Origin of the sequence: uncultured Wocania sp. (assembly GCF_964021735.1) — a bacterium.
Lineage (GTDB): Bacteria > Bacteroidota > Bacteroidia > Flavobacteriales > Flavobacteriaceae > Wocania_A.
Genome location: NZ_CAXIBN010000070.1, coordinates 1 through 15,782, shown reverse-complemented (window position 1 = coordinate 15,782; position 15,782 = coordinate 1). Strand labels below are relative to the sequence as shown.

Below are 15,782 nucleotides of genomic sequence, written 5' to 3'. Positions count from 1 at the left end.
AATTCCTAAATCAAAAAATCGGTAATCGGTAATCTATTGATTATCTTTGCACCTTTCAAAATAAAATAACCGTGATAAAACTACACGATAAATATTTTAAACCATTTATTTCTGCTAAAGAAATAGACAATGCTATTGCACGTTTAGTTAATGAAATTTCGAACGATATTGGAGATGAAATTCCAGTATTTGTGGGGATTTTAAATGGTTCGTTTATGGTAGTAAGCGATTTTGTAAAAAAATACCCAAAACCCTGCGAGGTTACGTTTATAAAATTAGCATCGTACGAGGGTGTTAAATCGACTGAAGATATTCAGCGTTTAATAGGTTTAACACAAGATCTGTCTGGACGAACTGTTGTTATTTTAGAAGATATTATAGATACAGGAAATACCTTAGCCGAAGTACACCGTATTTTTAAAAACGAAAATGTAAAAGCACTTAAAATTGCTACATTATTCTATAAACCTGAGGCCTATAAAAAAGATTATAAACTACATTATGTTGGTATAGAAATACCTAATAAATTTATAGTGGGCTACGGACTTGACTATGATGGATTGGGAAGAGACATACCTGAAGTATATCAAATAAAAGAAACACAACACATGACAAATTTAGTACTATTTGGCCCTCCAGGAGCAGGAAAAGGAACGCAAGCAGAATTTTTAAAAGAGAAATATAATTTGGTACATATTTCTACAGGCGATGTTTTTAGATTTAACATTAAAAATGAAACTGCTTTAGGGATGTTGGCTAAATCTTACATGGATAAAGGCGAACTAGTTCCCGACCAAGTTACTATTGATATGTTGGAAGCTGAGGTTGAAAAAAATGCTGACGCTAATGGGTTTATATTTGATGGGTTTCCAAGAACTGATGCACAAGCCGAAGCTTTAGATAAATTAATGGATAGCAAAGATTCGCAAATAAATGCAATGATTGCTTTAGAAGTTGATGATGAGGTTTTAGTACAACGTTTACTTGAAAGAGGAAAAACAAGCGGTAGAGCAGATGATGCAGATGAATCTATTATTAGGAATAGAATTACAGAATACTACAATAAAACGGCTATATTAAAAGATTACTACTCGGCACAAAATAAATATTTTGGAGTAGATGGTGTTGGTAGTATTGAAGATATTACGGTAAGATTGAGTGCTGTTATAGATAAATTATAGAGACATTTATTCGTTTATCTGTTAATTTGAAAGATTAAAGCTTAATGATTTAGAATCGAATAAACGAATCCACCAATTAACAAATAAACATTAGAATGACCGAAGGAAATTTTGTTGACTACGTAAAAATGTATGTGTCTTCTGGAAACGGAGGCAAAGGCTCTGCGCATTTGCATCGCGAGAAATACATAACTAAAGGTGGTCCAGATGGTGGAGATGGTGGTCGAGGCGGTCATGTTATTCTTAGAGGAAATTCTAACCTTTGGACACTTTTACCTTTAAAATTTAAAAAACATATTAGGGCAGGTCATGGTGAACACGGAAGTAAAAGTCGAAGTTCTGGTGCCGATGGTGAAGATATGTATGTTGATGTACCCTTAGGAACCGTAGTAAGAGATACCGAAACAAACGAAATTATTTTTGAAATCACCGAACAAGGCGAAGAAAAAATTATTGCAGAAGGCGGAAAAGGCGGATTAGGAAATTGGCATTTTAAATCGTCAACAAATCAAACGCCTCGGTATGCACAACCAGGACTTCCGTTAGAAGAAAAACATATTACTTTAGAGTTAAAAATACTTGCCGATGTTGGTTTAGTAGGTTTCCCAAATGCAGGAAAATCAACGTTGTTATCAGTTGTTACCTCAGCAAAACCTAAAATTGCTGATTACGAGTTTACGACTTTAAAACCCAACTTGGGTATTGTGGAGTATCGCGATTTTCAAACTTTCGTAATGGCAGATATTCCTGGAATCATTGAAGGTGCTGCCGAAGGAAAGGGACTTGGGCATTACTTTTTGCGGCATATAGAACGTAACTCGATTTTATTATTTTTAATTCCAGCTGATGCTGATGATATTAAAAAACAATACGACATTCTTTTGGATGAGTTACGCAGATACAACCCAGAAATGCTGGATAAAGAGCGTATTATAGCAATATCTAAAAGTGATATGCTTGATGCTGAATTAAAAGCAGAACTTAAAACAGAGTTAGATAACGAGCTTCCAATTCCGTATTTGTTTATATCGTCTGTGGCACAACAGGGTATTACACAGCTTAAAGATATGCTTTGGAAAATGTTGAACGATTAATTTTTGAATAAGCTTCAAATTTTTTAAATTGATTTGTTTTTCTGAAATTAGGCGAAAGATTTTTAGGTGAAGAAACACATTAAAAGTATCGTAGAGATTAATGATAATAAACTAAGTAGATATTTTGCTTTTTTTATTCAAGCACTTATTCTTTTATCGGTTATCACTTTTTCCATTGAAACTATTCCCAACTTAAAGCCTCAAACAAGAACTATTCTTCAATCCATCGAATGGTTTAGTGTTATTGTATTCACTTTAGAATACCTATTAAGAATTTATGTAGCAGATAGTAAACCTAAGTTTGTGTTTAGTTTTTTTGGTGTTATAGATTTACTCGCTATTTTACCATTTTATTTGTCTTTTGGTGTCGATTTACGTTCATTAAGAGCATTACGTTTTTTGCGCTTATTTAGAATTTTAAAATTGGTGCGTTATAACCGAGCCATGAATCATTTTACAAGGGCAATAAAATCAGCTAAAGAAGAAATTTTTCTATTCATATTTATCACACTCATTTTAATATATTTTTCTGCCGTAGGGATTTACTATTTTGAAAACGAAGCACAACCCGAACATTTTACATCTATATTTGATAGCTTATGGTGGGCTATTATTACGCTTACAACAGTTGGTTATGGTGATGTTTACCCCATTACAGTAGGAGGAAAGGTATTTACTTTTTTTATTCTTATGATTGGATTGGGTATTGTTGCCATACCAACAGGTATTATTTCTTCAGCTTTAACAAAGTCTATTGATTCTAAAGAAGAAAAATAAAAACATATTGCTTTTTAGTAAGTTGTAATGTTAAACTCTTTTAAGTTAGACTGTGTGGAATAATTTTTGATTATTTTTAATAAAAATTATTATTATGAAATTTTTTAAAATCCTCGTTTTAACGTTGCTAATTGTTTCCTGCGCACCTATTCGTGTTAATTATGATTTTGATAAGAGCACAGACTTTTCTAAATACAAAACCTATAATTATTATGCAGACATGAAAACTGGTTTAAGCGATTTAGATACTAAACGTTTTCTGGATGCTTTAGATACAAAAATGAAAGCTAAAGGATTTAGTTTAGCGGAAAAACCAGACTTTTTCATCGATATTAAGAGTAGCGAATTTCAATCAGCACAACGTAATACCGTTGGTGTTGGTTTAGGTGGCGGCGGACGAAATGTTGGTGGTGGTGTATCTATTGGAATTCCTGTTGGGCAAGCTGGTGTTAATCGTCAAATTACTATCGATTTTGTTGATGAAAATGGTAAAGGACTTTTTTGGCAAGCCGTTAGCGAATCTAGTTATACTCCTAACGCATCGCCAGAAAATAGAGAAGCACGTTTAAATGCCATTATAGATAAAGTATTAGTAAATTATCCACCAAAACAATAACTCTAGTTTTTTACAAACCGTTTACTTGTAATAAGTATATGATTTGAATAGAAATTTGCCAAATAAAGACCTTGGCTTAAATGGCTAATATCAACTTCATTGTTTTCGTAATTAGAGATTTTTGTTGATTTTATCTTTTTTCCGTCTAAACTAATAATATCAACTTTTAAGTTTACGGTATTTTTACTTTCAACTTTTAAGTTTAAAATATTGTTAGTAGGGTTAGGGAATAAGGATATATTAAAATTGTTTTCCTCGCTAGTAATATCATCAATACCTAAGGCAGATTTTGTAATGGTCCAAGTTACAGTATAAACATGGGTGGTTTCGTGGTTGTCGATTTTTAGCATGTGCGAATCATCGTGTACCACAACGGTTAAATCGTTAGTTCCAGCATTCAAATCGGTTTCGATAATAGAAAGAGCATCCACATCATTTTTAAAATTTGTAGCGTTTAAAGTCCAAGTGCTTTTTAAAGTATTTGGGATAGGTTTTATTAAATTTAATTGAAAATTGATAGGATATGTTGAGGTGTTAATTGTATTTGAAACTGGTAAATAAGAATCAATAGGGGATATTAAGCTATGAATTTTTTCAATAATTCCTTCTTTGCAAACGGAGCAAAACGGGTACCCTAAATAACGCATTTTACAGCTTTGATGCGGTCTGTACCAATTAGCAGCAAACCCAGAAGTATTATATTGATAAATACCTGTTTGATTTTCGCCTAGCCAATTTTTCCACTTGATTAAACTAGGGCTTGATACTTGAGTCATATTAATGCCTTCTTCAAAGTAAATTTCATCAAGAGGAAAATATTCATCTTTTAAATTAGCAAAAGAATGTCCTAATTCATGGATGGCAACCTCAGTAGCGCTAATTCCGTTTTCAACACCTTGCGAAGCCATAGGAAATTCACCTCCACTACCACCGTAAACATCAGAGTTTACAAGAATTAATGTTTGATCGTATGTTGGGAAATTATCTGCTAAAACTGAGGTTATTTTTGCATGCGTGCCGTTGGCACTATTGCCATCTATTTCATAGTAAAGTAGCCTGTGATACCCATAGGAATCAAATGTTGAATTAAAGTAAGTGTTTACGGAATGTATTGGGGTAATAGGACTACTTGGTGACTCAAATGGGTTAATACTAGTCCCAGGGTGGTCTGCTCCACTTTCGGTAGATGGCACTTTCACAATATGCACATTAAAATAGTCAGTATATTCAGAAAAAGGAGATTGACTAAACATATCATTTACAAAACTTATAGCATCAGTTTTAAAGTCGTTTAACTCGCTAGTTTGGTAGCCATCACTCAAAATAACCAAGTTTATTCGTTTATCATTATCACCAGAATTTTTTATGGTCTCTTTATCAAAAATTTGGCATTGACCAAAGTGATAATTTAAAACTAAAAATAATATGAGTAATTTATATCGCATATTAATAAATTCTTGTGGTAATAAGTGGTTTGCTATTTTGTAGTGTATCAACTATTTCGCTTATTACTATAGACTTAGTTTTGCTGTTTAATTGAATTCTTAAAGAAAGTGGTGCGCTATTCAAGTTTAAAACTTTTTTTTCAAATATAAGAGAATCGTTAACAAATTCAACGGTTTTAACTAATGGGTTTTTTATTAAAATACTTTCAATTTCTTTTGATTTTTCATCAAGTTGTATACATTTTAAATCGTTAATATTTCCAGTTTTTATATACTTACTACTATTGCTTTTTAATTTGCCATCAGCAATTTTTTTATTAATAAAGTGAATCTTTTTTTTACCCGCATTATTTATAGAAATCGTATAATTTAAAAAAAGTAGTTGTGGATTAGATTCAAGAATTTTATTTTCTTGTGAAAGATTTTTTCTTGAGGCACAAGCAGTAATACAAAAAAGTATTAAAACAATAATTAAGCGGTTTATGATTTTGGGGTAAATCATCATGACTTTATTTATGAAATATGAAAGGTATTTTTATTATGTAAATTTACTAATTAAATAACTTAAACAAAAAGAGGCTTTAAAGCCTCTTTTTTTATGAATTATATTAACTGAGCAAACTTGTATATTTGTCTATATAGTCATAATAACTATAATGTTTAAAATCAATAATACAACTGCTCCTGCAATACCTCCAGGATCTAATCAATTAAACCCCCTGGAACTAATTTGTTGAGACCAAAAAACAAAACAAAAACTCCAAGAAGTATTCTTATGACCATAAAAACTTTTGAATTCATAATAATGTATTTATTAGTTAGTATTTAAAGATAATAAATTAAAAATAAGTCATTTGTATAATCCTGTTGAACAGAAATGGATAATCTAACGATTGTAAGTTTTTATTTTCCGCTTATCATAGTCAAATAACCACTCATCATATTTCAAGTTTTTAAGTATAACTTCAAGCATATATTTACATCATCAATTAAAAAACGAACAGTAATATGATCAATTTAGTAAAAGCCTTAGTAGAATTAATCATTCAAGTAGCCTTAGGTTAAAAAAGTAATCATCATGGTAAAATTTAAATTAAGACAAATAATTTTTAATATTAAATTGTAAGTTTGATAATTTATTCCATATTAAAATAAGAATGAAATATTTATTTTCTAAAAAGGCATTGCCAAATTATTTAGTTTGGATTATTACACTGCTTCCTTCTTACATCATGAAATATCAATCTTCTGTAAAAACAGGAAGATTAGAGCTTTCGTATATTATCTTAGAAGGATTAATTTGGTTTACATTAGTAGTTCTTTTAACAGCAGGTATTCAATTTTGTATAGACAAGTTTGTTAAAAAAGATGAGACTTTAGCCTTAAAAATATTAAAGTTTTTAGGGCTTTTGGTTGTTGCTTCCATTTTTTTTAATTTAATTTTGTGGTCAGTGATAGACGTTGTTTATATATCTATTCAAGGTAAAGAAGCCACTGAATATGGCAAAGTACCAACCAATATTTACAATTGGTTTGTTTGGATAGTTTGGTATTTAATCTGGTCTTTTATGAATTTGTACAGGGAAGTAAAGGCTGAAAAAATTAAGAATGCCGAATTACAAGCCAACTTAAAAGAATCGCAATTAAACACCTTAAAAGGACAGATTAATCCGCATTTTATGTTTAACAGTTTAAACAATATTCGCGGTTTAATGCTTGAAGATGTAGATAGGGCAAGAAACATGCTTACTAATTTATCTGAAACCCTACGCTATTCGTTAACCAAAAGCAACGTTAATTCCATAGCCTTAGAAGATGAATTGGAAATGGTTGAAAACTATATTGAAATTTCTAAAATTCAATTTGAAAATCGTTTGCAATTTGAAACATATATAGATGAAACATCATTAAATAAACAAATTCCTCCAATGATTATTCAGATGCTTGTTGAAAATGCTATTAAACATGGGATTTCTAATTTGAAACTAGGAGGGAAAGTAATTTTATCTACCAAGGTTAAAAATGATTTATTACAAATTGAAGTAATAAATTCTGGAACATTACAAAGCAGTAAAAACACCACACAATTAGGTTTGCAAAACATTAAAAAGCGACTGGAATTACTTTACGGAGAAAAAGCCACATTTAATTTAAATGAAGTAGAAAACCAAGTTGTTGCTACTATTAAAATCCCACTGGTATGATAACATTAAAAGCTGTTATTGTTGAAGATTCGCGTTTAGCTCGTAATGAATTAAAAGAGCTAATAAAAACACATAAAGAAATTGAACTTTTAGGTGAAGCTGAAAATGTTGATGAAGGCTTTAAGCTGATTAATAATACAAAACCAGATTTATTGTTTTTAGATATTAATATGCCTGAAAAAGATGGATTTGAGTTATTAGAAATGTTAGATGAGGTACCTACTACTATTTTTACAACGGCTTTTGATGAGTATGCGATTAAGTCTTTTGAATATAATGCTTTTGATTATTTGTTGAAACCAATAAACCAAAAAAGGTTTTCGAAAAGTATTGAAAAAGTCTTTGAAAGATTTAATAATAATGAGCCATTAGAATCTAAAAATGAGGACACTTTAAGTATAGATAAACAAATCTTTATTAAAGATGGTGAAAAATGTTGGCTGGTGAAAATTCACGACATTTCTTTGTTTGAAATTGTTGGAAATTACACCAGAGTTTTTTTTGAAAGCAATAAACCACTTATTTATAAATCACTAGCGCAAATTGAGGAGAAGTTACCCAATGATGTGTTTTTTAGAGCAAATAGGCAACAAATAATAAATATTAATCACGTAAAAAAAGTGGTGTCTTGGTTTAATGGTAAATTGAAAATAGAAATGAATTCTGGAGAAGAAATTGAAATCTCCAGAAGACAATCCTATATTTTTAAGGAGCAATTAAGTTTTTAGTAGCATATTATTATGAGTAACACAGTGACGTTAAGTTTAATCAACTAAAATTTTAACACCCTCACTATGGCTACTAAACTCTGGTGCATACATACTCTGTATAGTTGTGATACCATTACTCATATTTCCCGCATTGTTTACACGTAAATCGTATTCAAATACGTAAACACCTTTTGGTAAATAATCAAAAAAGAAGTTTGTACTTGCATCTTTAGTGCTTTCATAATATCCTAAACCATCTTGCCATTTGTATTGCGACAATATGTTTACAGGTTCTAAACCAGATGCTCGCATATCTTTCATGTGTACAAATTCCATAGCTCTATCGCTTCGCAATTCAATACGAACCCGAACTAAATCACCTATCTGAACTTTGGTTTCTGGTGTGATTTCAAAAATTTCTTCACCTGTATCTGTGTTCTTTTTAATGAATAGCTTTTTACTTAATTTAAGCGGTGTTTTAGCTGATGTAATCTTATCTAAATCTTCAAAATATTGCCAGTACAAACTTCCCCAAGCAATACCATCTCCTTTTTTGGTAATCTGTACATCTGCCATTTCTGGTTTAATTTTGGCAGAATGCCATGAGGTTTTAAAATAACCTGTTCCTGCTTCAATATTTACGTCTTCTAATTTTGAAGGCTCTATTTTTTGTCCACCTATAACCACATCAATCATATCGGTTACACTCAACCAATCACTTCCTTGTAATAGTAAAGCATAAACAGCTTCGGTAGTTGCTTTGGTTGTTTTCCAACGATTTGTTTGCTTGTTTTTAAGTAGCCAGATTTTAAGGTTATCAATAGTTTTGGTGTCGTTTTCAATTTCGGTGAAAGCTTCAATTAATAAGGCTTGTGTTTCAATTGGTGCTTGATACCAATACCAAGAGTTGGTGTTTGATTTCCAATACATACCTAATTCATCACTAGTAATACTGTTTTCTTTTAACGATTTTAAAATTTTTGCTGAGGCCTTTTTATCACCCATTCTATCAACAACCAAAGCCATTAATCCTTTAGCATATAACGAACGCTTTAGCCAGTATTTTTGAATTTGTGTTTGATAATATTTAGTGATTTCTTCAACTTCTTTAGAGGTTGCAATCTCAGGATAAAAGCTTCTCATGTATAAGTAATGCAACTGGATGTGGCTTAAATGATCTTTCTCTAAGTCAACTTTTGAGTCGTATTTTCTAATATCATTATATGCTTTTACAAATTCGGCATCTAAATAATTGATGGCTTTCTTTATCATGTATTCTTCGCTGTCGCTCTGAGTGACATTCAATTTTTTAAGATGTCCAAAACCAGTAATAATGTGTTGTGTGATATAACGGTTTTCGCGTCCGCCTTTAAACCACGACCATCCACCAGAGTTCATTTGATTTTGCTCCAGTTTACGTTTTGCAGACTGCAACTCGGTATTCATTTTATTCAAATCGAATAATAAAGCAATACGTTTTTTCTGTTCCGTTTCACTTTGTGCATCACGTAACCATGGTGTTTCTTGAATTAAGATTGATTTTAATTCGGCGTTTTTTTCTAAGTTAGAAAGCAATGCATCGGTATTTCGCCACTGGTTGAAAACATCTTGAATTCTCGGATTAGAATTAGCAATATGACTCGCTAATGCGTTTGCATAATAGCGTGAAAATGTTTGCTCGTTACACTCATAAGGATATTCCATTAAATAGGGTAGAGCCTGTACTGCATACCATGCTGGGTTGGAAGTCATTTCCAAAGTCAACTTATGGTGTTTAAGGCTACTTGAAGACACCTTTTTCAACTTATCCAAAGTGAATGTTTTAGTTTGGTTACTTCTAATCCACATAGGAAGTGTTTCGGTAACCAACATTCTATTTGATAAAACGGGCATTGCATTTTGTTCGCCATCGCTAAAATATCCAGATTTGGCAATCACTTTATATTGAACAGCCTGCACATTATCTGGAATAGATAAACTCCATGAAACTTGCGTGTTGCCTTTCGCCTTAACAGAAAAAGAAGAAGCCCCATCTAGCTTCTCTGAAGGGGAAGAACTGAGCAAGTTTGCGGTAATATCTTTTCCTGAAATAGCATCGGTTAATATTAAAACGGCTTGCCCCGAAAGTGATTTATCTGTTAAGTTTGCAATTTTTGTGCTAATAGTTATGTTATCGCCTTCACGTAAAAATCGAGGTGCGTTTGGTATTACCATCAATTCTTTTTGAGTAACCGCTGTTAATGTTTTGGTTGCACTTTCTAAAGTTTTGGTATGTGCCAATAATTGCAACTTCCATTGGGTTAAAGCTTCTGGTGTTGTAAAACTGAAACTTACGTTGCCATCCTCATCTGTTTTTAAATGCGGAAAGAAAAAGGCAGTTTCGTTGAGGTTTTTACGAATTTTTATGTTGTTGAAGTTTGGTTTTTCTTCTTCATCTTTATTCAATTCTTCCATTGACGCACCCGTAATTGATTCTTTTTTTTCTTGAGTACCATATCCAACTACAACAACTTCATCTAAGTCAGCTTTAGAATTAAGTATCAAACTTTCTTCAACCTCTATTTGGTCTTCAACTATTTGGATTCCAGAAACTTTTCCACTTAAAGATTTCATTAAATACCTATTCCTGTTCCCAAAACTAAACCCAAACCAATTCCATTGGTCATAATTTTGATGTTGATAATATTTACGTGATCTATCATTATAAACTCTAAAATTTCGCGTGCCAAAACTTTGTCGTGCATTGCTATTATTATACGAATAATACGTTGGATTATTTATAGGGTTAAAATTCCAAGTGTGCGATTTAAATTGGTCTAAACTGGCATCGTACATGCTCGCTAATAATTCTGCACTTACTTTATCGCCCTTTGGACCTTTAATTTTAAAGCTCCAAGTTTCATCAGTTCCTGGTTGCAATTTATCTCTAAAGGTTGTGGTTTCGATATCTAAATCGGTTTTAGGGTAAGGCACAATAATATTTAAACTACCCGATTGAAAACTATTAAAAGCAGCAAAACTATAAGTAACAGAAAAGCCTCCAACATCTTCACTTGTTATAGGAATGCTGATGGTTTTCTTGTTGTTATTTAGTTGAATAATTTGTGTTTTTATAACTTTATTACTCTTTTCAATAGAAACGGTAATGTTTAAATTATTCGCTGCTGAAGCCAAAGTTACAATAGCTGTATCTCCAGCACTATATTTAGGTTTATCATTTGTAATACTAAACAATTGATGATCTGCTAAGGTTTCATCTTTATCACTATAAAGCGTGGTTTTAATTTCATCTTTTACAATTTGTCCAAACTTATCTTTACTTTCTAAAGTGATGATATATTGACCAGATTGCCATTTTTTAGTCTTGCCAAGATTGAGTTTTTTTGAATTTTCGGTATTAAAAGACGCTATAAAAACTAGCTTGCCTTTTTTCCAATTATTTGAGTTTTGCTCATTATTATAGGCATCGTGTGGAAATAAATTTTTAAAAGCTTCTTTTGTAAAATCTTGATAATCTGGTGCAGCCCAAGGTCTTTGTCTTAAAACCGAATTTGGTGCTAATAATTTGTAAATTTTAACCGTTCCTTTTGCTGGCACAAACTCACCATTTAAGTTTTTGGTATCAATCTCAATAGCATGCGTTTTTTTAGTTTTATCTAAAAGGTTAGCAATAGACATGTTTGCTGTTAATGCATGATAACCGACATTTACAACGGTGGTTGCACTTCGTGTTTCGCCATTCAAATCGGTAACATCGGCAGTTACTTCATATTTAAAAATGGGCAGACTGCTTTTATCAACGCTCTGGTCTGGTTGTGCTTTAAAAGTAATTTCAAATTCACCTTTATCATTTGTTATACTTTCGCCATGGGTAATTTCTTGTGGTTCGCTGTTAAACCATGGGCGGTACGAAAAATACCAATGCGGGTATTCTACTTTTCGGTGTACACGATACACGACTTTGGCATCAGTAATATTACTGCCTGTATAAGCTAAAGCATTTCCTTTTATTGTTACAGAATCGTTAACTTTATAAGTTTCGGTTACTGGATTGAATTTGGTTTCAAACTTTGGGCGTTTGTATTCTTCAACTGAAAAGTAGCTGTTGCTTTCCATGTTTTTACGAGACCCTGCTCCAAACTCTATGCGATATTGCCCATTTAAACCATTGTTTGGTAAAATAAATTCACCAGAAACCGAACCAAATTCATTAGTTTTTAAGTTTAATACTTTTAACTCTTCGCCATTTACATTATATAGAATAGCATATACATTTTCGTTTTCTAAAACTTCAGATTTATTATCTTCAGTTTTCATGGCGATGGCTTTAAAATAAATGATTTGCCCAGGTCTGTAAATACTTCTATCTGTAAATAAAAAAGATTTATAATTTACTTTTTCTTTCTGATTTCTATAATTTTGATAAATATAATAATCTCCAAAATAGGCAACATCATTACTGTGTTTAACTTTTAAATTTACATTTCTATAGCGTTTTTTAGACTTCTTAATTTTTATCTTTCCATGTAAATCTGTGGTGTAATTTTCAGTTTGTGCACTTCGGGAATTATTTTGATAAAAACTCAACTCAACTTTTGCATCACTAATAGGGTTACCATTATTTCTATTAATAATTTGGAAGATTTTGTAATCATTTTTATCCGTTTCTACTAAAGCTAAATCGGTGATTTGTATTGTGCTAAATGCAAACGTGTTTTCGTCATTTTCTGGCGAAGCAAAAATTAAATAACTACCATTGTTAAGTTTTGGTAGTAAAATCTCGGTAGTATGTGTTTGGTAATCCTTTTCGTTACGTAACGCATTATTCCAATTGGTTGTAGTTTTTAAGGTTTTAATAAAAGCTAACTGCTCTTCTTTTCTATAGGTTTTATTGAATTTTTCTAATTGATTTCGAGTTAGTTTATAAACTTTAAACTGAAGTTGATTTAAGTTTTTATAACGAATTAATAATCGTGCATTTTGAAGAATAGGCAAGAAATTTTCAGTAGTTATTTGAAGGGTAGGTTGCTCTATTAATTGCTTTATAGTTGCACACATTTCTGCGCCTTCACTTTTTGGAAAATTAGCAATTACATTATTACAAATGGCGATAGCTTTTTTTGCTTTCCAGCGATTTTCCTCTTTGTCTTTTGGTTGATATTCTAAACTTTGTTGGTTGTAAATTGATGCAATTTCATAATCATATAAACCTGAAACTTCGTGTGTTTTTAACCGCTCGCTTTCTGATTTTAAAGCATCTAATAAAATGTTTTGCTTATCATTAAAAGTTGCATGCTGATTTACAAATTTTAAACGATTTATATTTACATTGGCTAATGCTAAAGGCGACTTATCTTTTAAATGAAATTGCGTTAATGCTTGATAAATTTTTAATGCGTGTAATTGTAACGAGGTTGAATCTTTTGATGCTAATTTTAAGTTTGAAAATGTTTTTGCATCACCTAACAAATCAGGATTATTAATTTCAAATTTATATGCAGGTTTTGTAATATGTGTTTCGTTGGTTTTATAAAACTGTAAGGCGTTATGACTTAAAAAATCAAACAAAGTCGGTCTGTAAATTTTAGAACCTTTTTGTTCGTTTAAAAGCACATTGTAATTGCTTAATGACTCTAACTGAAGCATCAATCCGTTTTTCAAAGATTTTTGGTAATGCAAATGAATCTCATTAAAAAGGGTTTGCAAATCCCAAGTTCTAAAGTCAACGCTATCAACTTTCGCTTCGGTTTTTGTTCTGTTATAAAACTGCCATCTATGTTGATTAAAATATTGCCAATACAAATTAGCTAAAATATTTTCAAGAATATTTTTTGTTGGAAATGTGCTCTGTTCAATTTCACTTTTAAAATCATTAATGATTTTTAACTGCGCATCTTCCTCTAAAACCAAAGCAAACTTACTTTTAAAAAGCAAGGTTTTAATAAGCTGCGGATGGTTTTTATCTTTTTTAGCTTTCACTGAAATATCTTCAACAATTTTTAATGCCGATTTTGGCAAACCTTCAACCTCAAGTTTTTCAACTTTGTCCCATAACGTTTTATAATCTGGATTTTGAGCTAAAGTTAAGTTTGAAAAAAGAATAATCATTAATATAGATAGTGTACGTTTCATTTATGCTGAATTTGTCTCTAAATGTACTTTCAAAAGTTGTTCCAAAAAACAATAAATTAGTAATTACTTTAGTTTGTTGAGTGAAGTTAACCATTTTTCAAGTAAAAGTAATTGTCTAAGAAAGTTTAACTTTGCATTTTCGACCTAAATTATTATGAAAAAACTTATTGTCCTATTTCTCTTTCCTGTACTCCTATTTGGTCAAACAGAATTAGACAATATTAATGCGTTTTTCCAAAAAAAACAATTTGTAAAAGCTGAGAAAATCGTTTTAGAATATCTTAAGAAACATCCAAATAATATAAAAGCTATTGAGTTTTTAGGAGATGCTTATGGGCATCAAAAAAAATGGGATGATGCTATAATTCAGTATAAAAAATTGGTAAACAAACATCAAAATAATGCCAATTATCATTATAAATATGGTGGTGCTTTGGGCATGAAAGCCCTGTCCGTTAATAAATTAAAAGCTTTGGGCATTATTGGCGATGTAAAAAAGGCTTTTTTAAAAGCTGCCAAATTAGATAAAAATCATATCGATACGCGTTGGGCTTTAGTTGAGTTGTATATGCAATTGCCAGTGATTTTGGGTGGCAGCAAAAATAAATCGCTTGGGTTTGCAAAAGAGTTAGAAAACCTCTCGAAAGTCGATGGTTATTTAGCAAAAGGCTATATTTACGAATATGATGATGACCCAGAATTAGCCGAAAAATATTATAAAATGGCTATTTCAGAAGGTGGATCATTAACCTGTTTCAATAAATTAACTACTCTCTACGAAAATCAAAAGCAACCTGAAAAAGCCATAAAAAACATAGAGGCAGCACAACAAAAACACCAACGCAATGCGCTGCATTATCAAATAGGAAAAGTGGCTGCTGAATATAACACGCAGCTTGAAAAAGGCGAAACATGTTTGCAAACTTACATAGCAAATTATTCAGCTAAAGATGGTGTTCCAATAGCTTGGGCATATTATAGGTTGGCGCAAATTTACAAACATCAAAAAAATAAAGAAAAAGCTTTAAAACATGTAAATTTAGCGATTTCAGAATTACCAAATATCAAGGCTTTTAAAAAAGAAAAAGAGAGGATTTTAAAGCTTTAGTATTTGGGCGTTACCCTGCGGGTCGGGCTTTTTGTTACAATCTGTTTGCTCCTGTCTCGCAAACAGGATTTCTACTGCAATCCCTAACGCAGGATAGTTTGTAATATTCGGTCTCAATAAAAAAGGTCTTTTTTGTTTAATATAGTTATTTTCCAATTAAAAAACATTCGTGTATTCGTGGCAAAAAAGTATCTTTGAAAATCTTCAAAAACTACATAAATGAACGTACATTTTATTGCCATTGGTGGTTCTGCAATGCACAATTTAGCCATAGCATTACATAATAAAGGTTACAATGTAACAGGAAGCGATGATGTTATTTTCGAGCCTTCAAAATCAAGATTAGAAACTAAAGGGTTGCTACCAAAAACCTTTGGTTGGTTTCCAGAAAAAATTACCACTAATTTAGATGCCATTGTTTTAGGCATGCATGCCAAAGCCGATAATCCAGAGTTGCTAAAAGCTCAAGAATTAGGTTTAAAAATATATAGCTATCCAGAGTTTTTATACGAGCA

11 protein-coding genes are annotated in these 15,782 nt (G+C 31.4%); 8 read left to right on the top strand and 3 right to left on the bottom strand.

Annotated features, from left to right (window positions below; genetic code table 11):
* The first annotated feature begins 71 nt into the window (after positions 1-71).
* From AADI82_RS07980 to AADI82_RS07965, 4 genes are all read left to right on the top strand, one after another.
* Positions 72-1,181 carry an adenylate kinase gene (locus tag AADI82_RS07980; protein ID WP_341215917.1) on the top strand — a complete coding sequence of 370 codons (1,110 nt, stop codon included), beginning with the start codon at positions 72-74 and terminating at the stop codon, positions 1,179-1,181.
* Positions 1,182-1,276: 95 nt separating this feature from the next.
* Entirely contained in the window at positions 1,277-2,275 is a 999-nt protein-coding gene (obgE, locus tag AADI82_RS07975) for a GTPase ObgE (protein WP_341215916.1), read from the top strand.
* Positions 2,276-2,341: 66 nt separating this feature from the next.
* A complete protein-coding gene (locus AADI82_RS07970) occupies positions 2,342-3,052 on the top strand; it encodes an ion transporter (RefSeq protein WP_341215915.1) in 711 nt (236 codons plus the stop codon).
* 94 nt (positions 3,053-3,146) lie between these two features.
* The gene (locus AADI82_RS07965; RefSeq protein ID WP_341215914.1) at positions 3,147-3,668 is read left to right on the top strand and encodes a DUF4136 domain-containing protein; all 522 of its coding nucleotides are present in this window, start codon (positions 3,147-3,149) and stop codon (positions 3,666-3,668) included.
* Between the two features lie 2 nt (positions 3,669-3,670).
* On the opposite strand, the gene AADI82_RS07960 is transcribed toward AADI82_RS07965, so the two are convergent.
* Complete coding sequence (locus tag AADI82_RS07960; RefSeq protein ID WP_341215913.1) at positions 3,671-5,113, bottom strand: M64 family metallopeptidase; 1,443 nt, start codon at positions 5,111-5,113, stop codon at positions 3,671-3,673.
* A gap of 1 nt (position 5,114) precedes the next feature.
* Entirely contained in the window at positions 5,115-5,618 is a 504-nt protein-coding gene (locus AADI82_RS07955) for a hypothetical protein (RefSeq protein WP_341215912.1), read from the bottom strand.
* 652 nt (positions 5,619-6,270) lie between these two features.
* Here AADI82_RS07955 and AADI82_RS07950 point away from each other — a divergent pair.
* Together AADI82_RS07950 and AADI82_RS07945 are read left to right on the top strand one after the other, a co-directional pair.
* On the top strand, positions 6,271-7,317 hold the full coding sequence (locus tag AADI82_RS07950; RefSeq protein WP_341215911.1) for a histidine kinase: 1,047 nt from the start codon (positions 6,271-6,273) through the stop codon (positions 7,315-7,317).
* Positions 7,314-8,045 carry a LytTR family DNA-binding domain-containing protein gene (locus tag AADI82_RS07945; protein WP_341215910.1) on the top strand — a complete coding sequence of 244 codons (732 nt, stop codon included), beginning with the start codon at positions 7,314-7,316 and terminating at the stop codon, positions 8,043-8,045. Before AADI82_RS07950 ends, AADI82_RS07945 begins: the two co-directional genes overlap by 4 nt.
* A 36-nt stretch (positions 8,046-8,081) precedes the next feature.
* Here the strand turns inward: AADI82_RS07945 and AADI82_RS07940 are convergent, their stop codons facing one another.
* On the bottom strand, positions 8,082-14,159 hold the full coding sequence (locus AADI82_RS07940; protein ID WP_341215909.1) for an MG2 domain-containing protein: 6,078 nt from the start codon (positions 14,157-14,159) through the stop codon (positions 8,082-8,084).
* A gap of 154 nt (positions 14,160-14,313) precedes the next feature.
* On the opposite strand from AADI82_RS07940, the gene AADI82_RS07935 reads away from it, so the two are divergent.
* Together AADI82_RS07935 and AADI82_RS07930 are read left to right on the top strand one after the other, a co-directional pair.
* Positions 14,314-15,267: a tetratricopeptide repeat protein gene (locus tag AADI82_RS07935; protein WP_341215908.1), complete on the top strand. Its 954-nt coding sequence runs from the start codon at positions 14,314-14,316 to the stop codon at positions 15,265-15,267.
* Between the two features lie 219 nt (positions 15,268-15,486).
* The coding region (locus tag AADI82_RS07930) for a Mur ligase domain-containing protein (RefSeq protein ID WP_341215907.1) at positions 15,487-15,782 on the top strand (296 nt) is incomplete at its 3' end.